Raw genomic sequence first — 16195 nt, forward strand, 5'->3', positions numbered from 1 at the left:
GCGCCGTGGGGGAGTGGTAGACACGGCTCCATGGTCAAGCTGGAAATGATCGAAGACGCCCGGGACGATGCGATTGCCGCATGGTTTGCCGGGCGTCTGCGCGCTGCACTGGCGCAGTCTCCCGAGATCGCGGTGACCGTGCCTGGCGGCTCTACCCCGTTCCCGATCTTCGATCTGCTCGCCAAGGAGGACCTGCCCTGGCAGCGGATATCGGTGTGGCCGGGCGACGACCGTATCGTCGAGGAGGATCACCCGGCGAGCAATGTCGGCAAGATCCGCACCCGGCTCGAGCCGGCAGGCGCCCGGATCGTCCCGCTGACCGAGGACGCGCGCCCGCCGCATTTCGCCATCGCCTGGCTCGGCATGGGCGGGGACGGGCATGTCGCCTCGCTCTTCCCGAACACCGATCCGCAGGCCGACGATCCGCATCCGGTGCGGCGCCTGACCCCCGATCCGCTGCCGCCAGAGGCGCCGTTCGACCGCCTGAGCCTCACCATTCCCTCGCTGACCGACAGCGACGAGATCATGTTCGTGATCCGCGGCGCCGACAAGCGCGCGGTGTTCGTCGCGGCCGTGCAGGGCGAGAACGACCTGCCGATCGCGCGGCTGCTCAAGGCCGCGCGGCATAAGGTGACGTGTTTCTGCTGATCCCGCGGTTCCTCCACCGGATGATCATGCGCTTCGGGCATCCCGTTCGCATGGCGTTGCTGAGGCGTTTCAATGTCACCGTCTACGGGTGCCGGATCATCGCGCTTGATGAGCAGGGGCGCGTTCTCCTGCTGCGTCAGACCTACGGGCGCGATTGGTGGCTGGCGCCGAGTGGCGGCATGAAGCGCGGCGAAGACGCGATTTTTACGGCAAAGCGCGAATTGACGGAAGAAACCGGTTGCACGCTGCGAGAGGCCTATGAAGTCGAAGCACTCGTCGAGGACTACTACGGCCTGATCAATGAAGTGCGGGTCGTGGTCGGACTGGCAGCGGGCAATCCGCAAGCTGACAGGCGGGAGGTACGCGAGGTTCGCTGGTTCGGCCGCGATGCGCTGCCCCAGGGGCTGGCGCCCAAGGTGAAAGCCGGGCTGGATCGCTGGATTGCAACCTGGGAGCGCTACAGGAACGACAACTGACCGTCCTGCGCCTCGCCGGTCTCGCTCTCACCACGCTCCAGCGCCGACAGCGTCAGGCCCATCAGCCGGATCGGTTGGGGCAGGGGCATCAGGTCTTCGAGCAGGGCATGGGCGATCCGTGAGAACTCCGCCTTGTCGGTAACCGAATGGGAAAGCGAGCGGGCGCGGGTGAGGGTCTTGAAGTCGGCGTAGCGCAGTTTGAGCGTCACTGTGCGGCCGCGCGCCTCTGCGCGTTCGATGCGCTCCCAGACGATCTCGATGATTGAATCCATCGTGTCTCGCAGCGTGTCCGGATCCTCGATGTTTTCGGAGAACGTGCGCTCGCCGCCCACTGACTTTCTGGGCCGGTCGGCGCGTACCTGCCGCAGGTCGACGCCGCGGGCGGCGCGGAAGAGGTATTCGGCAAAACTGCCGAAGTGCGCGCGCAGGAAGGCAAGGTCCTTCTTCGCCAGATCGGCCCCCGTCTCGATGCCCAGCCGCGCCATCTTTTTCGCGCCGCGCGGACCGACGCCGTGGAAGCGGCGCACCGGCAGCGTCGAAACGAAAGCGGCGCCTTCGCCGGGGCGGATCACGCAAATCCCGTCGGGCTTGTTCTGATCGCTGGCAAGCTTGGCGAGGAACTTGTTGTACGAAACACCGGCGCTTGCGGTCAGGCCGGTTTCGGCCTTGATGCGGCGGCGGATGTCCTCGGCAATGCGCGTGGCCGAGCCGATGCCTTTCAGGTCTGCCGTCACGTCGAGATAGGCCTCGTCGAGCGAGAGCGGTTCGACATGCGGTGTGTAGTCGAGGAAGATCGCCCGGATCTGCTGGCTGACGGCCCGGTAGACATCGAAACGTGGCTTGCGGAAGATCAGGTCCGGGCAAAGCCGCGATGCGCGCACCGAGGGCATGGCCGAGCGCACGCCGAAGACCCGCGCTTCATAGCTGGCGGCAGCGACCACGCCGCGGCCCGAAGAGCCGCCCACCGCGATCGGCTTGCCGCGCAGGCTCGGGTCGTCGCGCTGTTCGACGCTGGCATAGAAGGCGTCCATGTCGACGTGGATCACCTTGCGCAGGCCGTCGGCTTCCTGGTCCTCTTCCTGTCGTTCGAGCGGCGGCATTGCGGTAATATAGACGCTGGTTGCGAAAACGGCACCATTGGCTGTTACGAATTGACTGGTACTTGTTTCGCACTTGCGGCATGCGCGCCTCCATGCCTTCCTCCGGTGCGCCATCCCCTGCCGAAGAGCCCGAAGGCTTTCCCGTGGGGGAAGTCGAATTCGTGGCGATGATGGCTTCGATCCAGGCGCTCATGGCGCTGTCGATCGACGTCATGCTGCCGGCGCTCGGGCACATCTCCGGCGATCTGGGGGGCTCCGATCCCAACGAGCGGCAGCTGATCATTGGCGTGTTCCTGATCTCCTCGGGGCTGGCCTCGCTGTTTCCCGGCGCCATTGCCGACCGCTTCGGCCGGCGGCCGGTCCTGTTGGTCGCGGTTTCGGCTTATGTGCTGCTATCGTTCGTCTGTGCCATTGCCGGCAGCTTCGAACTGCTGCTGATCACCCGCGCGGTCGTGGGCGTGTTCACCTCGGCCATGCTCGTGATGCCGATGGCAATCCTGCGCGACCGGTTCGACGGGGATCGCATGGCGCGCACCCAGTCGATGATCGCGATGACCTTCATGGTCGTACCGATGCTCGCGCCGATGGTGGGGCAGGCGGTGCTGCTGGTTGCCGGCTGGCGCTGGATCTTCGGCATCATGGCATTGATGGGCGTGCTCGTGTTCGTTTGGGTGTGGGCCCGTCTGCCCGAGACCTTGCGGCCGGAGTATCGTCAGGCCATCAACGTTGGAGTCATCGCCGGAAACATGGGCATGGCGCTGCGCGAGCGGGCCTCGTTCGGCTACTTCTTCGGCGCCGCCTTCGTGCAGGCGGCGCTGTTCGGGTACATCAACAGCGCGCAGCAACTCGTGGCCGAACACTTCCGTGCAGGCTCGTTCTTTCCGATGGTGTTCGGCGGAATGGCGCTGATCATGGCGGGGACGAACTTCGTGAATTCGCGGATTGTCGAGCGGTTCGGCGCGCGGCGCGTCTCGCACACGGCGCTGCTTGTTTATATCGTCCTTGCCGCAATCCATCTCGGCGTCGCGCTGCACGGGGAGACCCTGTGGGTCTTTGTGCCGTTGATGACGGCAAGCATGTGCATGATGAGCTTCATCGGGGCGAACTTCCAGGCGATCTCGCTGCAGCCCTTCAGCCGCACGGCGGGGGCGGCGTCTTCGGTCATGTCGTTCCTGCGCACGGTGATCGGGGCCGTTCTAGGGACGCTCATCGGGCAGGCCTATGACGGCACGGCAAGGCCGATCATGGGCGCCATGCTCCTGTGTGGAGCAACCGCGCTGGTGCTGGTTCTCTACTCGGAGCGGGGACGGCTGTTCCGCCGGGTCAATCCGCCGGGGTTCTACAAGAACGTCGTGCCGCCCGCAGCGCACTGATTGCAGCTACTTTCGTCGGCCGCGGAAGAGCTGGACCAGCCCGACGACGATCGCGACGATCAGCAGCAGGTGCAGCAGCGCGCCCGAGACCTTGAAGACGATAAAGCCGAGTATCCACAAGACGAGCAGGATGGCGGCGATGGTATAGAGCATGAAGGTTTCTCCGCGAGGGTACGCATGCTCAACGCCTCGGATCGTCCGAGGCTCCCGACCGGTCAGTGATCCATCCGTCCATCCATGCGCGGCCGGTTCTTGCTGGCCATCGCGTTCAGCTCGCGCCGCGACAGCGCCGGGTGCGGGGCGGGCTGCGGATCGCGCTTCGCTTCGCCATAGGCCGCGATGACCATCCGCAGCTTGTCGAGCTTGCCGGTGTGGACGCGGTGATCCCACGCATGGGCGCCCAGCCGCTCCACCTCGCGGGCGATCCCGCCATAGATGTTGGCGGCCGACAACACTGCCCAGCGCTGGCGGAAAGCCAGCCGCGCGGCGCCGACCCGGGCCGAAGCTTCGTATTCGCGGGCCAGGGCGCAGGCATGGGCGACCATCGGCACGAGCGCGTGGCGGTAGTGCGGCTTGGTGATTTCCCCGGGCGGGATGTCGGCTTCTACCAGCCATTCGACCGGCAGATAACAACGGCCCTGCGCGTCGTCTTCCCACACATCGCGCACGATATTGCCGAGCTGGAAGGCGATGCCGAGGTCGCAGGCACGATCGAGCGTGTCGTCGTCTTCGGAAGACACGCCCATGACCACCGCCATCATCACTCCGACCGCGCCGGCGACGTGGTAGCAGTAGCGCAGCATGTCGGCCTCGCTGCGCGGGCGCCATTCGTCGGCATCGAGCGCGAAGCCGGCGAGCACGTCTTCCACCATCGCGCGCGTCAGCGGCACTTCGCGCATCAGCAGGCCGAGCGCATCGAAGGCGGGGGAGCCGGTGTCCTCGCCGGCGATGGCCAGCTCGGTCAGCGTGCGGATCGTGGCAAGGCGGTTTTCCGGGGCCATGCCGGAGCCCACCGCGCCGGGCCTTGCCGCATGGCCGTGGTCCTGATCGTCGGCAATGTCGTCGCAGGCGCGGCACCAGGCATAGAGCAGCCAGACGCGCTCCCGCGTGGTGCGGTCGAACAGGCGGCTGGCAGAGGCAAAGCTCTTGGAACCGCGGCGGATCGACCGCCGGGCGGCTTCGACAAGCTGTGCGCGACTGCTCGCCATTACGCGCTCACAGCGCGTCGGGGTTCATGCTGGTGATCGGCGTGATCGGCTCGTGCGCGGCCATGCGGGTCAGCAGCAGGTCCAGTTCGGATTCGGCCATGATGATGCCCTGATGCGCGGGGCGGACGAAGCCGACTTCGGCCATGTGGCGGTTGAATTCGAGCAGCCCGTCGTAGAAGCCGAAAGCATTCAGAATGCCGACCGGCTTGTTGTGATAGCCGAGCTGCGCCCAGCTTACCGCTTCCCACAGTTCGTCCATGGTGCCCACGCCGCCGGGCAGGACCAGAAAACCGTCGGAAAGCCGGGTGAAGGCGGCCTTGCGCTCGTGCATGTCGGAAACAATGGTGAGTTCGCAGTCGTAGTTGGCGACTTCGCCTTTCACCAGGGCCTCGGGAATGACGCCGATCACTTCGCCGCCCGCGAGCATGGCCGATCCGGCAATCGCGCCCATCAGCCCCAGCTTGCCGCCGCCGTAGACAACGCCGATGCCCTGACGGGCCAGCGTGGAGCCGACTTCGCGGGCAAGATCGATATAGCGCGGATCGGCAGGCGTGGCAGAGCCGCAATAGACGGCGAGGCGTTTCATTTCAGTTCTGGGCCTTCAATTGAATCGGAGTGCCATCGGGCAGATCGCGCGTCTGGTAGGCGACTTGACCGGTAAAGGAAATGAGGTCAGCCAGCGATTGGCGGACAAGATTGTCGTGCGCGTAGTCCCCGGCGAGCAGGGCATCGGGCGTCAGCGTGTAGACTTCCTCTTCGCCGGTCTCGCCCAGCCGTTCGCGCGCGGCCTCGACCAGCTGCTCGGCGCGCCAGACCAGGGCGACTTCGGGATCGGCCATGTACTGCGCGGTCTGCTCCTCGCCGCCCAGCCGGATCAGCTCGCGGGTTTCGGGATCGAGGTAGTGCATAGCATCGTCCGTATCGGTGAGCAGCATGTGGCCCATGCGGCTCACCGCGATCACTTCGGCAAAGTCCACGCCGGTCCAGCCCCAGTCGCGGCGCAGGGCCTGCATGACTCTGCTCACCGCAGACCTTCCAGCATCAGCTTGGCCGTTGCCTTGGCGCTGCCGACCACGCCGGGAATGCCCGCGCCCGGATGGGTGCCGGCACCGACGAGGTAGAAGTTCTTCAGCTTGTCGTCGCGGTTGTGGCCGCGGAACCAGGCGCTCTGCGTCAGCAGCGGTTCCAGGCTGAAGGCATTGCCCTTGTAGGCGCCGAGATCGGCTTCGAAGTCGGGCGGGGCGTAGTGGAAGCGGGTGACGATGCGGTCGTAGATGTCCGGGATCAGGCGGCGGCCCACTTCGTCGAGCACACGGCGTTCCAGTTCGGGGCCTACCTCAGCCCAGTCGATCGGCAGCTTGCCCATGTTGGCTACCGGCACCAGTGCATAGAACGTGCTCTTGCCCGGCGGCGCCATCGAGGGGTCGGTCACGGTCGGGTGGTGCAGGTAGATCGAGAAGTCGCGCGGTAGCACCCCATGCTCGAAGATATCGTCGAGCAGGCCTTTGTAGCGCGGGCCGAACAGGATCATGTGGTGCGGGATGCCCGGCCAGGTGCCCTCGAGCCCGAAGTGGACGACGAAGAGGCTGGGGGAGAACCGCTTGCGCGCGAGCTGGTGCGCCACCTTCTGCCCGCGGTCGGTCTGGCCCAGCAGATCGGCATAAGTGTGCATGATGTCGCCATTGCTGGCGATCGCATCGAAGCGGCCCTTCCAGCCGCTGGCGGTCTCGACCTCGGTCACGTGATCGCCCAGCGTGTGGATCTGCACGACCTTGTCGCCGAGGCGCACTTCGCCGCCGAGTCGCTCAAACAGCCGGGTCATGCCCTGCGCCAGCTTGTTGGTGCCGCCCTTGGTCCACCAGACGCCGCCATCCTTTTCCAGCTTGTGGATCAGGGCATAGATCGCGCTGGTGGTCATCGGATTGCCGCCGACCAGCAGGGTGTGGAACGAGAAGGCCTCGCGCAGGCGCTCGTCCTTCACGAAGCTGGAAACCATCGAATAGACCGAGCGCCATGCCTGATAGCGGGCGAGCGCGGGGGCGGCCTTGATCATGCTGGTGAAGTCGAGAAACGCCTCGTGCCCCAGCTTGACGTAGCCCTCCTGCCAGACGCCGGCGGAATAGCGCAGGAACTCGTCGTACCCGCCAAGATCGTTGGGGGCGATGCGGGCGATTTCGCGGCGCAGGGCGGGCTCGTCGTTCGAGTAATCGAAATTCGTCCCGTCGGTCCAGTTGAGCCGGTAGAAGGGCGAGACCGGCATCAGCTCGACGTCCTCGGACATCTCCTGCCCGGACAGCGCCCACAGTTCGCGCAGGCAATCGGGATCGGTGACGACGGTGGGGCCGGCATCGAACGTGAAGCCCTCGCGCTCCCACACGTAGGCGCGGCCGCCCACTTTTTCGCGGGCTTCGATCAGGGTTGTGGCGATGCCGGCGCTCTGCAGGCGGATGGCGAGGGAGAGGCCGCCGAAACCGGCGCCGATAACGCAGGCCTTCTTCATGTCTTTTTGCTCTTTTCTAATCCGAGATCGGCAAGCGGGCGTCCGCCTCCGGCAAGGGCGGCGACTGCGTCGCCAAGCGGCACCGGGGGCTTGCCGGCGAGGATGCGGGCGCGATCGGCCAGTGTAGAATTTCCGGCGTAAAAACGTTCGATCAGCGGGGCGGACAGGCGATAGAATCGCTCAAGCACACGCCAGCGCGCCTCGGGCGCGGCCGCGCCGAACAGCATGCGGCTCAACATCCGGTAGAAGCGCCCCTTGCGCCAGTGATTTGCGGCCCATGCATGACTGGCCCTTTCTAGGCTCGCGCCCGAGAGGTTGTCGAGACTTGTAACATGCAGCGCAAATCTTACAGCATCGGGAAGCGAGTAGGACGTCAGCGGATGCACCAGCGCGGCGCGGGCGCCGGCGCGGGCAGGGCCGCCGGCCCCTTCCGCCCAGAACGCATCGAAATCGCCCGCCGCGATAACGGGCAGCACGCCGGTTTCCTCGTAGACGACGCTTTCCACCTGCCAGCCTTGCTGCCCGGCATAGTCTGCGAGACGGCGGCGCAGCAGCGGCCGGTCGAGATCGGGGGCGTCGGCGTAGTAAGTGTCCTCTACGAAGACTTCGGTTTCGGAAAAGGGCAGGCAGTAGACGAAGCGATAGCCGTCGAGCTGCTCCACCCGCGCATCCATCACGATGGGCCGCTCCAGGCCATGCGGAGCGGACAGGCGCAGGCTCTGGCCCATGAACTTCTGCCAGCCGCCGGCCATGTGGGGCAGGCCGGTAATCCCGCGCGCGTCGATCACCCCTTGCGCCGCGATCGTGCTCCCGCCGGCCAGCGTGACGGAGGTGGGTGTAGCCGCAACAACCTCCGCGCCGCACAGGATATTCTCCGTCGGCAGCACGGCACGCACGGCCTGATCGAGCCGTTCGCTTGTGGCGCTGCGATAGGGCGTGGCGAGGCCGCGCGAATGGCCGGGAAAGTGCACGGTATAGCCATCCCAGCGCGCGGCGATCATCGGCGCGACCAGTGCCATGGCGTCTGCGGGCACGTCGCTGGCGAAGAAGGACCAGACGTGATCGCCGCCGAGCCGCGCTTCGCGCTCGACGATCATCACACGCAAGTCCGGGCGCCGGGCGGCCATTGCCAAAGCAATGATCCCGCCGCTGAGGCCACCACCAAGTATTGCGAGATCACAGGTATTCGATTGCATTACAATTCCGTTTAGGGACGCCTTTCGATTGCTGCAACTTGGCTTCTTCAGTGCTTTGCGGCATTGTCATGGGAATGACAGAAGATCTGACCGTGTGCGATGCATCGCAGGACGATGCCGCGGCTATTGCGGAAATCTATGAACACTACGTGCTCGAGAGTACCGCGACATTCGAAACCGAGCCGCCCGACGAGGCGGAAACCGCACGGCGGATCGCGGATATCAACGATGCCGGCTATCCCTTCCTGGTGACGCGCGACGGCACTGGCCGGGTTGTCGCCTTCGGCTTCGCGCATCGCTACGGCCCGCGCAATGGCTACCGCTACAGCGTGGAGACGACAATCTTCGTGCGGCCCGATTCCGTCGGGCGCGGTATCGGCGGCTGCCTGCTGACCGAACTGGTCGATGCCTGCGAACGGTTGGGATACCGGCAGGCTTTCGCGGTCATTGCTGCGTCGGAACCGGCCTCGGTCGTGTTGCACGCGCGCGCCGGATACCGCCCGGTGGGCACGCTCAGTGGTGCCGGCTGGAAGCACGATCATTGGATCGATGTCTTCCTCATGCAGCGTCAGCTGGGAGAGGGGAATGAAACCCTCCCCGGCGAAGTGCCAGCCGGACAACTGTAGCGATATTATCCGTGTGCTTGGTGAACACGCCTGCAACCTCCAGGCGAGCCCGGGCGTTGCGCGAGGCAGGCAAAAAGGAAAATTCATGCTCAAGTCCCGTTTCCAGCTTCCATTGGTCGTATCGGCTGCAGCCCTGTTCGGAGCGTTTCCGGCCGCGGCGCAGGACGATCCGGCAGAAGGCATGCCCGGTGGTGACCGCATCACCGTGGGGGTGGGAGCTATCTACGGTGCCAGCTACGACGGGTCCGACGACTATGTCCTGTCCCCGTTCCCGATCGTTCAGGGGCAGGTGAAAGGCGTTGCCATCACGCCGCGCCGCGGCGGCGTGGCGCTCGATTTCATCCCCGACGACAGGGATGCCAAGATCGGGTTTTCGCTCGGCCCTGTGGCCAGCGTGTCCTTCAACCGCAATCGGCAGATCAAGGACGATGTGGTCAAGGCTGCCGGGAAGCTCGACACTGCGATCGAACTGGGCGTCAACGGCGGCGTAACCGCCTACAAGCTGCTCAACGACTACGATTCGCTGACGGTCTCGGCGGATGTGAAGTGGGATATCAACGGCGCCTACAAGGGCATGACCTGGGCACCTTCGGTTTCCTATGTCACCCCGCTGAGCAAGGCGGTTCTCGTCACCCTGTCGGCAAGCGCCCGGCATGTCGACGACAAATATGCGCGCTACTACTATTCGGTTACCCCGGCACAGAGCGCGGCCAGCGGTTTGCCGCAGTATCAGGCCGAAAGCGGCTGGGACAAGGTGAGCGCGGGCATGCTGGTTGGCTGGGATCTGTCCGGCGATCTGCGTGACGGCGGGCTCGCGCTCTTCGCTATCGGCAACTACTCGCGCATGCTCGGCGAGGGCAAGGACACGCCCTATACATCGCTCCGCGGCAGCGCCGATCAGTGGACGCTCGGCGTGGGCGCCGCCTACACCTTCTGAATTGCCGCCTGCACGCGCTCGCGCAGCGCGGGCAGGACTTCGGCTTCGAACCAGGGGTGTTTCTGCATCCATAGCCGGCTCCGCCAGGCCGGGTGGGGCAGGGGGAACAGACCCTCGGGCGCCTCTCGCCAGTGGCGTACCGTTTCTGTGAGGTTGCGTGCGAAGCCGCGCGGCAGGTAGCGCTTCTGCGCATACTGGCCGACCAGCAGCGTTAGCTCGATCCGGGGCATCTGCGCCAGCAAGCGTTCATGCCAGAGCGGCGCGCATTCGCGGCGGGGCGGCAGGTCGCCGCCGTTGCCCTTGCCCGGATAGCAGAAGCCCGAGGGCATCTGCGCGATTTTCGCGGCGTCGTAGAAGGTCTCGCGGTCGATCCCCAGCCAGTCGCGCAGCCGGTCGCCGCTATCGTCGTCCCAGCCGATGCCGCTCGCGTGCACCTTGCTGCCCGGCGCCTGCCCGATGATGAGCACCGACGCCTCGCGCGATGCGGCGACGAAGGGGCGGGGTTCGTGGCCCAGATCCTCAAAGTCCTGCGCGCAGACGCGGCAGGCGCGGATTTCGCCGAGCAGGGTGTCGAGAGTGGCGGGCATGGGTTGGAGATGGCGGTGCCGATCCGCCGGGGCAAGACTGCTATTAAAGCAAAGCAGGGCGCGCGCAATCGCGCCCCCTGCTTTCGAAGGCTTGCGAGGATTACCAGCCTACGGTGAAGCCCACCCGGCCAGCGGTTTTGCCGCCTTTGTTGAAGCTGGTCGCGACACCCGCGTTCACGGCCACATTGTCGGACAGCATGGCGCCCATTTGGAACGCGCCGGCCTGCGCGCCATCGTAAGTGGAGACGTTGGCGGTCAGGTTGAACTTCGTGTTCGGGAGAAAGCTGTTGCCGCTCATCGCCACAGCAATTGCCGTGGATGCGGCGACTTTGCGGTCGAGCTTGTCCACCCGGGTTTCGAGAGTATCGACGCGCCCGGTCAACGTATCGAGCTGGGCACCCAGAGCATTGATCTGGGTGCCGAGGGCCAAGTCCGCGGCGGCACGAGCATTGGCTTCGCTCTGCAGGTCTGCGGCCACCTGCGCACGAGCGGCTTCCTCTGCGGCGATGCGCTGATTAAGCAGAGTATCGGCTTGAGCGCGGGTTGCGGCCTCATTGGCGAGGCCGTTGGCGAGGCCCACATCGGCTGCAATGCGCGCCTGAGCCTCGGAGTCCAGCTGTGCCTTGTTGACAGCATCGGTCGCGTTGGTGCCTGCAGCAAGACCGGTTACCTTGGAGCCGTTCATCTCGATGCCGTCGGTCACCATGATGGCAGGCGTGATCAGGCCGTTTTCATCAAGCTGAGTGGTGATCTGCGTAGTCAGCGCGTATTCGAGGCCGAACGGAGAATAGAGCGCGTAGTTAGTCCCTCCGGCCCAGGCCGGATAGTCGGTCAGTTGCGGGGTGGTCAGCAGCGTGGCTGTTCCCCCGATTTTCCCAAACTGGATCGCGCCGGAACCGCTGGTGCCGTGAAAGCGTCCCGTAAGCGCAACCGAATTGCCGTTGATGATGCTCTCGGGATTTTCGGTTTCGTAGGCAAATTCGTATTCGCCGCCGTCATCGGTTTCCAGCCCACCTGAAAAACCTGCATTGATACTGTTGACAGCGAAGTTCACGTTCGACGTGGAAAAGAGATAGGCCGGTTCGCTAACCGGTGCGGGGGCCGGCGACCCCACCGGTACGAACTGCGAAAATATGCCGTCGTAACTCCCGGTTACATCAATTTCCTGCGTCAGATTCGTAAAGCTTTGATAGAATTCGGTGATGTCGAGCCAGAAGGGCTGCTCTGCCGGAAAGGCCACTACTACCGGACGTCCGTCAAGCTGCAGTCTGCCGTCGAAATCGACATGATAAGAGGTGGCGATTCGATCGACACTGGCGTTGAAGTTTGTCCGCGACGAGTCCAGCACGCTGACAGTACGCGAACCGTCAAAGGCGCATGGAGCTGTGGGGTCCGTGAACATCCACGGCGAATACACGCAATTGGTATCGTTCACCGGAGTGACGATTTGAATAGTGCTGCCGTTCGCAAGCGGCTCGTCGATGACGATCTGAGCCGCGGCTGGCTGGGCGCACAGAGCGATTGCGGAAAAAGAGCAAGCGATGGCGATGCGCGAAACGCGCGAAGTCAAGTTGTTCATTGATGGCACCCTAAGAAAACCTGCGAATCGCAGGTCGAACGATCGCTATAGGACTTTAGTGATTTGGCAATATGGCCGGTTTTGGTGGCCAATTTTTCTTGGTTGATAAGTAAAGAGTGTGGTTTTTTGGTGGCATTTCCGATCATGGTCTTACGATCGGAAACTTGCCATGTCTGGAAAGCGATCACCTTCCTTTGGCGCAGGAGCCAAGGTCGCACTCTTTCGCGGTGTCGAATTTGATCGGGCGCATGGAGTTGGACAACCAAATTGCCATGTTACAATCTGGTTGAAGTTTTGGGAGGTAAATCAATATGCCCGACCTGTCGCTGGCACCGGCGTGGACCGCGCTTTTTCTGGGGCTCTTTGCGTTCTTCGCGGGGATCGGGGAGCTGCGCAAGCCGGGGCACTGGCATACGCTGATACAGGAAATCGTTGCGTCGCCGGCCTTGCAGTTGGCCACCGGCCTGCTGGAGCTGTTTCTGGGCGCGGTGATCTACATTGCCAATCCCTGGGCCTCGCCCGACTGGCTTTCCAGCGTATTGAGCGTCGTGGGCGGGTTGATGTGCATCGAGGCGCTGATGGTGATCGCCTTTTCGGACGTCTACATGGCCTTCTGGGTGCGCCGCTTCGGCCCGCTGTCCAAGCTGTGGAGCTGGGCCTCGGTGGTGATCGGGCTGGCTCTGATCGCAGTGGCCATGCTGCACTTCTGATTTTACCCTCGATTGCGGTCGGCGGGCGTAATCCGGAACGTTCCGGATCGTGTTGATCAGCGCTTGCGCACGAACTCCGCGCGCAGGACCAGGCCCTTGATGCCGGGGTACTTGCAGTCGATTTCCTGCTCGTCGCCGGTCAGCCGGATCGAGGGGATGACGGTGCCGCGCTTGAGCGTCTGGCCCGCGCCCTTGACGGTAAGGTCCTTGATCAGCGTGACGGAATTGCCGTCGGCGAGGACATTGCCCACCGAATCGCGCACTTCCACGGTGTTCGCGGCAGCCTGCTTGGCGGCCAGCTGCGAAGCGGGCATCCATTCGCCGCTTTCCTCGTCGTACACGTAGTCCTCGTCGTCAGCCATCATGCGCTCTCCTGTTCGCGGGCGCTTTGGCAGGGCGGAGCCCGTTTGACCAGCTTTGGTGCATATTTTGCATCTGCGATCTGCATTCCGGGTGGGCTGAGTCCTTAGTCCTCCGGCAGCCGCCGCACCGCCATCAGCGAACTCGAATAGGGCTGCACCAGCGCCTGCGCCCGGTCCCAACCGCCATGGAGCCACACGTCGCGCGCGGCCGCATCGGGCGGCAGGATCACCGGCATCGTCTCGCGCCCCTCGGCCCGCAGCGCGGCATTGGCCTCGCAGGCGAGCAGGGCGAAGCCGGGAACTTCGCTGTCCTTCCACACCGCCGCCATCGCGAAGACCGGCTGGTCGGCGCAGGCGAACCAGCACTGGCGGCGCTTGCCCCATTCCATGAAGGCGGTCGCCGGGATCAGGCAGCGGAACTCGCTGTTGCGCAAGGTGCCGATCCAGAAGGGGCTCGCAAGGTTGCGCACGGTCAGTACCGGCCGCGCATCGGGCACCGAGGGCGGCGGCGGCACGCCCCACAGCCGCGGGATCATCCGCGTTTCCAGCGTGCGCCCAGCCGGTCGCGGCCCGGCGATGAACTCGCGCCCGGCGGTGATCACCGGGGCGAACTGGCCCGGTGCCACGTGTCCGCCGGCCCAGGGATCGTCCCCCACGTGCGCGCCGAAGGCACGGCCCACCGCAGCAGCGGCAGCATCCAGGCGATAGAGCATCGGCATCGCTTCCGGCCCCTAGACGCCATGCCCGCAGACGTCTATCAATGCGTCTTCCCCGGGGAGCCAGCAGGTCGGTAATCGGCCATCGGCTGAGAGTTGTGGGTATGCTCCACAAGACCCGTCGAACCTGAACCCGTTAGCACGGGCGGAGGGAGTGGATTGCCGTCACCGGTATATCCGCGCACGATCCGCCCACTGGAGAGAAGCGCATATGGCCGACATCAACAGCAAGCTGGAAATCGGCGTTACAACCGGACCCATCCGCGGATCGAAGAAGATCTACGTCCCGGCGCAGGCGAATCCTGCCGTGAAGGTGGCGATGCGCGAGATTTATCTGGAGCCTTCGAGCGGCGAGCCGCCGGTGCGCGTCTACGACACCTCCGGCCCCTACACCGATCCCGACGCGGTGATCGACATCCAGGCCGGCCTGCAGCCCTTGCGCCGCGAATGGCAGCTCGCCCGCGGCGACGTGGAAGAGTACGATCCGCGCGAAGTGAAGCCGGAAGACAACGGCCAGCTCGGCCCGGACCGTTCGGGCGGCGTGCCTCCGTTCCCCACCGCACTGCGCCGGCCGCTGCGTGCCAAGGCGGGCAAGAACCTCTCGCAGATGCACTACGCCAGGCAGGGCATCATCACGCCGGAGATGGAATACGTCGCCGAGCGTGAGAACCTGGGCCGTGCGCGCCTTGCCGAGTACAACCGCTCGGGCGAGAGCTTCGGCGCGTCGATCCCCGACTACGTGACGCCCGAGTTCGTGCGCGATGAAGTCGCCCGCGGCCGCGCGATCATCCCCAGCAACGTCAACCACCCAGAAAGCGAGCCGATGGCGATCGGCCGCAACTTCCTCGTGAAGGTGAACGCCAACATCGGCAACTCCGCCGTCGCCTCCGACGTCGCTGCCGAAGTCGACAAGATGGTCTGGTCGATCCGCTGGGGCGCGGACACGGTGATGGACCTCTCCACCGGGCGCAACATCCACGACACGCGCGAATGGATCATCCGCAACAGCCCCGTGCCGATCGGCACCGTGCCGATCTATCAGGCGCTGGAAAAGGTCGGCGGCATTGCCGAGGACCTGACCTGGGAGATCTTCCGCGACACCCTGATCGAACAGGCCGAACAGGGCGTGGACTACTTCACCATCCACGCCGGCGTGCGCCTGCCCTACGTGCCGCTCGCCGCCAAGCGCATGACCGGCATCGTCAGCCGCGGCGGCTCGATCATGGCCAAGTGGTGCCTCGCGCACCACAAGGAGAGCTTCCTCTACGAGCACTTCGACGACATCACCGAGATCATGAAGGCCTATGACATCGCCTACTCGCTGGGTGACGGCCTGCGCCCCGGCTCGATCTACGACGCCAACGACGAGGCGCAGTTCGCCGAGCTCTATACGCTGGGCGAACTGACCAAGAAGGCCTGGGAACAGGATGTCCAGGTGATGATCGAGGGCCCCGGCCACGTGCCGATGCACAAGATCAAGGAGAACATGGAAAAGCAGCTGCAAAGCTGCGGCGAAGCCCCGTTCTACACGCTCGGGCCGCTCACCACAGACATCGCGCCGGGCTATGACCACATCACCAGCGGCATCGGCGCCGCGCAGATCGGCTGGTACGGCACGGCGATGCTCTGCTACGTCACGCCCAAGGAACACCTCGGCCTGCCCGACCGCGACGACGTGAAGGTCGGCGTGGTGACGTACAAGCTGGCCGCCCACGCGGCGGACCTCGCCAAGGGCCACCCCGCCGCGCAGGTGCGCGACGATGCGCTGAGCAAGGCCCGCTTCGAATTCCGCTGGCGCGACCAGTTCAACCTGTCGCTCGATCCGGACACGGCAGAGCAGTACCACGATCAGACGCTGCCCGCCGAAGGCGCGAAGACCGCGCACTTCTGCTCGATGTGCGGCCCCAAGTTCTGCTCGATGAAGATCAGCCAGGAAGTGCGCGACTTCGCCGCCAAGCAGAACCAGCCGAGCACCGGCTTCCTCGCCGCCGCAGAGGCAGAAGCAGGCATGGAAGAGATGTCCAAGGTCTACAAAGACAAGGGCAACGAACTCTACCTGCCGGCCGAGGAAACCACCGACCCGGCCGAGTAAGCACGACTATTCCTCCCCGAGCTGGAGACCCGCAAAAACCGGTAGCGTTTTGGCGGGTATGATGATTCATTGGAGGGGCGCGATC

18 protein-coding genes are annotated in these 16195 nt (G+C 64.8%); 7 read left to right on the forward strand and 11 right to left on the reverse strand.

All coding sequences use genetic code 11. From position 1 onward, the window contains the following. Positions 1–30 precede the first annotated feature (30 nt). Entirely contained in the window at positions 31–648 is a 618-nt protein-coding gene (locus IEX64_RS18440) for a 6-phosphogluconolactonase (RefSeq protein ID WP_188821967.1), read from the forward strand. Next, positions 636–1124, forward strand: a complete 489-nt coding sequence (locus tag IEX64_RS18445) for an NUDIX domain-containing protein (RefSeq protein ID WP_188821969.1) — start codon at positions 636–638, stop codon at positions 1122–1124. The genes IEX64_RS18440 and IEX64_RS18445 overlap by 13 nt, the downstream gene beginning before the upstream one ends. Here the strand turns inward: IEX64_RS18445 and dinB are convergent. Further along, complete coding sequence (gene dinB, locus IEX64_RS18450; protein ID WP_188821971.1) at positions 1106–2224, reverse strand: DNA polymerase IV; 1119 nt, start codon at positions 2222–2224, stop codon at positions 1106–1108. The genes IEX64_RS18445 and dinB overlap by 19 nt on opposite strands. 92 nt (positions 2225–2316) lie before the next feature. On the opposite strand from dinB, the gene IEX64_RS18455 reads away from it, so the two are divergent. Further along, entirely contained in the window at positions 2317–3597 is a 1281-nt protein-coding gene (locus IEX64_RS18455) for a multidrug effflux MFS transporter (RefSeq protein WP_229710560.1), read from the forward strand. A gap of 6 nt (positions 3598–3603) precedes the next feature. Here the strand turns inward: IEX64_RS18455 and IEX64_RS18460 are convergent, their stop codons facing one another. The 6 genes from IEX64_RS18460 to crtY all read right to left on the reverse strand — a co-directional run bounded on the left by IEX64_RS18460 (position 3604) and on the right by crtY (position 8501). Beyond that, a complete protein-coding gene (locus IEX64_RS18460) occupies positions 3604–3750 on the reverse strand; it encodes a lmo0937 family membrane protein (RefSeq protein WP_188821976.1) in 147 nt (48 codons plus the stop codon). A 62-nt stretch (positions 3751–3812) separates the two neighbouring features. Further along, a complete protein-coding gene (locus IEX64_RS18465; RefSeq protein ID WP_188821978.1) occupies positions 3813–4805 on the reverse strand; it encodes a phytoene/squalene synthase family protein in 993 nt (330 codons plus the stop codon). Positions 4806–4812: 7 nt separating this feature from the next. After that, on the reverse strand, positions 4813–5391 hold the full coding sequence (locus tag IEX64_RS18470; protein ID WP_188821980.1) for an LOG family protein: 579 nt from the start codon (positions 5389–5391) through the stop codon (positions 4813–4815). 1 nt (position 5392) lies between these two features. Beyond that, positions 5393–5830 (reverse strand): T6SS immunity protein Tdi1 domain-containing protein, encoded by a 438-nt coding sequence (locus IEX64_RS18475; protein ID WP_229710561.1) that lies wholly within the window; start codon positions 5828–5830, stop codon positions 5393–5395. Beyond that, positions 5827–7305 (reverse strand): phytoene desaturase, encoded by a 1479-nt coding sequence (locus IEX64_RS18480; RefSeq protein ID WP_188821982.1) that lies wholly within the window; start codon positions 7303–7305, stop codon positions 5827–5829. Before IEX64_RS18480 ends, IEX64_RS18475 begins: the two co-directional genes overlap by 4 nt. After that, positions 7302–8501, reverse strand: coding sequence for a lycopene beta-cyclase CrtY (crtY, locus tag IEX64_RS18485; protein WP_188821984.1), 1200 nt, complete (start codon positions 8499–8501; stop codon positions 7302–7304). The genes IEX64_RS18480 and crtY overlap by 4 nt, the downstream gene beginning before the upstream one ends. A 68-nt stretch (positions 8502–8569) precedes the next feature. Here crtY and IEX64_RS18490 point away from each other — a divergent pair, with 68 nt between their 5' ends. After that, positions 8570–9127 carry a GNAT family N-acetyltransferase gene (locus tag IEX64_RS18490; protein WP_229710562.1) on the forward strand — a complete coding sequence of 186 codons (558 nt, stop codon included), beginning with the start codon at positions 8570–8572 and terminating at the stop codon, positions 9125–9127. Positions 9128–9212: 85 nt separating this feature from the next. Continuing rightward, the gene (locus IEX64_RS18495; protein WP_188821986.1) at positions 9213–10064 is read left to right on the forward strand and encodes a MipA/OmpV family protein; all 852 of its coding nucleotides are present in this window, start codon (positions 9213–9215) and stop codon (positions 10062–10064) included. On the opposite strand, the gene IEX64_RS18500 is transcribed toward IEX64_RS18495, so the two are convergent. Together IEX64_RS18500 and IEX64_RS18505 are read right to left on the reverse strand one after the other, a co-directional pair. Continuing rightward, entirely contained in the window at positions 10052–10651 is a 600-nt protein-coding gene (locus IEX64_RS18500) for a uracil-DNA glycosylase family protein (protein ID WP_188821988.1), read from the reverse strand. The two genes, IEX64_RS18495 and IEX64_RS18500, sit on opposite strands and share 13 nt — an antisense overlap. A 100-nt stretch (positions 10652–10751) precedes the next feature. Further along, on the reverse strand, positions 10752–12230 hold the full coding sequence (locus tag IEX64_RS18505; protein WP_229710565.1) for a YadA-like family protein: 1479 nt from the start codon (positions 12228–12230) through the stop codon (positions 10752–10754). A gap of 311 nt (positions 12231–12541) precedes the next feature. Between IEX64_RS18505 and IEX64_RS18510 the strand changes: the two genes are divergently transcribed. After that, positions 12542–12940: a hypothetical protein gene (locus IEX64_RS18510; protein ID WP_188821993.1), complete on the forward strand. Its 399-nt coding sequence runs from the start codon at positions 12542–12544 to the stop codon at positions 12938–12940. Between the two features lie 56 nt (positions 12941–12996). Here the strand turns inward: IEX64_RS18510 and IEX64_RS18515 are convergent, their stop codons facing one another. Continuing rightward, entirely contained in the window at positions 12997–13305 is a 309-nt protein-coding gene (locus IEX64_RS18515) for an alkylphosphonate utilization protein (protein ID WP_229710563.1), read from the reverse strand. Positions 13306–13406: 101 nt separating this feature from the next. Continuing rightward, positions 13407–14015: an SOS response-associated peptidase family protein gene (locus tag IEX64_RS18520; protein ID WP_188821995.1), complete on the reverse strand. Its 609-nt coding sequence runs from the start codon at positions 14013–14015 to the stop codon at positions 13407–13409. A gap of 214 nt (positions 14016–14229) precedes the next feature. Between IEX64_RS18520 and thiC the strand changes: the two genes are divergently transcribed. Continuing rightward, positions 14230–16110, forward strand: coding sequence for a phosphomethylpyrimidine synthase ThiC (gene thiC / locus IEX64_RS18525; protein WP_188821997.1), 1881 nt, complete (start codon positions 14230–14232; stop codon positions 16108–16110). The last annotated feature ends 85 nt before the right edge of the window (positions 16111–16195 follow it).

The organism is Novosphingobium indicum, from assembly GCF_014645195.1.
Lineage (GTDB): Bacteria > Pseudomonadota > Alphaproteobacteria > Sphingomonadales > Sphingomonadaceae > Novosphingobium > Novosphingobium indicum.

Excerpts from the sequence above, each read along its gene's own strand:
- IEX64_RS18440 (WP_188821967.1), top strand. The coding sequence starts at position 31 with ATGGTCAAGCTGGAAATGATCGAAGACGCCCGGGACGATGCGATTGCC.
- dinB (WP_188821971.1), bottom strand. The coding sequence starts at position 2,224 with ATGCCGCCGCTCGAACGACAGGAAGAGGACCAGGAAGCCGACGGCCTG.
- IEX64_RS18455 (WP_229710560.1), top strand. The coding sequence starts at position 2,317 with ATGCCTTCCTCCGGTGCGCCATCCCCTGCCGAAGAGCCCGAAGGCTTT.
- IEX64_RS18460 (WP_188821976.1), bottom strand. The coding sequence starts at position 3,750 with ATGCTCTATACCATCGCCGCCATCCTGCTCGTCTTGTGGATACTCGGC.
- IEX64_RS18465 (WP_188821978.1), bottom strand. The coding sequence starts at position 4,805 with ATGGCGAGCAGTCGCGCACAGCTTGTCGAAGCCGCCCGGCGGTCGATC.
- IEX64_RS18470 (WP_188821980.1), bottom strand. The coding sequence starts at position 5,391 with ATGAAACGCCTCGCCGTCTATTGCGGCTCTGCCACGCCTGCCGATCCG.
- IEX64_RS18480 (WP_188821982.1), bottom strand. The coding sequence starts at position 7,305 with ATGAAGAAGGCCTGCGTTATCGGCGCCGGTTTCGGCGGCCTCTCCCTC.
- crtY (WP_188821984.1), bottom strand. The coding sequence starts at position 8,501 with ATGCAATCGAATACCTGTGATCTCGCAATACTTGGTGGTGGCCTCAGC.
- IEX64_RS18490 (WP_229710562.1), top strand. The coding sequence starts at position 8,570 with ATGGGAATGACAGAAGATCTGACCGTGTGCGATGCATCGCAGGACGAT.
- IEX64_RS18495 (WP_188821986.1), top strand. The coding sequence starts at position 9,213 with ATGCTCAAGTCCCGTTTCCAGCTTCCATTGGTCGTATCGGCTGCAGCC.
- IEX64_RS18500 (WP_188821988.1), bottom strand. The coding sequence starts at position 10,651 with ATGCCCGCCACTCTCGACACCCTGCTCGGCGAAATCCGCGCCTGCCGC.
- IEX64_RS18505 (WP_229710565.1), bottom strand. The coding sequence starts at position 12,230 with ATGAACAACTTGACTTCGCGCGTTTCGCGCATCGCCATCGCTTGCTCT.
- IEX64_RS18510 (WP_188821993.1), top strand. The coding sequence starts at position 12,542 with ATGCCCGACCTGTCGCTGGCACCGGCGTGGACCGCGCTTTTTCTGGGG.
- IEX64_RS18515 (WP_229710563.1), bottom strand. The coding sequence starts at position 13,305 with ATGATGGCTGACGACGAGGACTACGTGTACGACGAGGAAAGCGGCGAA.
- IEX64_RS18520 (WP_188821995.1), bottom strand. The coding sequence starts at position 14,015 with ATGCTCTATCGCCTGGATGCTGCCGCTGCTGCGGTGGGCCGTGCCTTC.
- thiC (WP_188821997.1), top strand. The coding sequence starts at position 14,230 with ATGGCCGACATCAACAGCAAGCTGGAAATCGGCGTTACAACCGGACCC.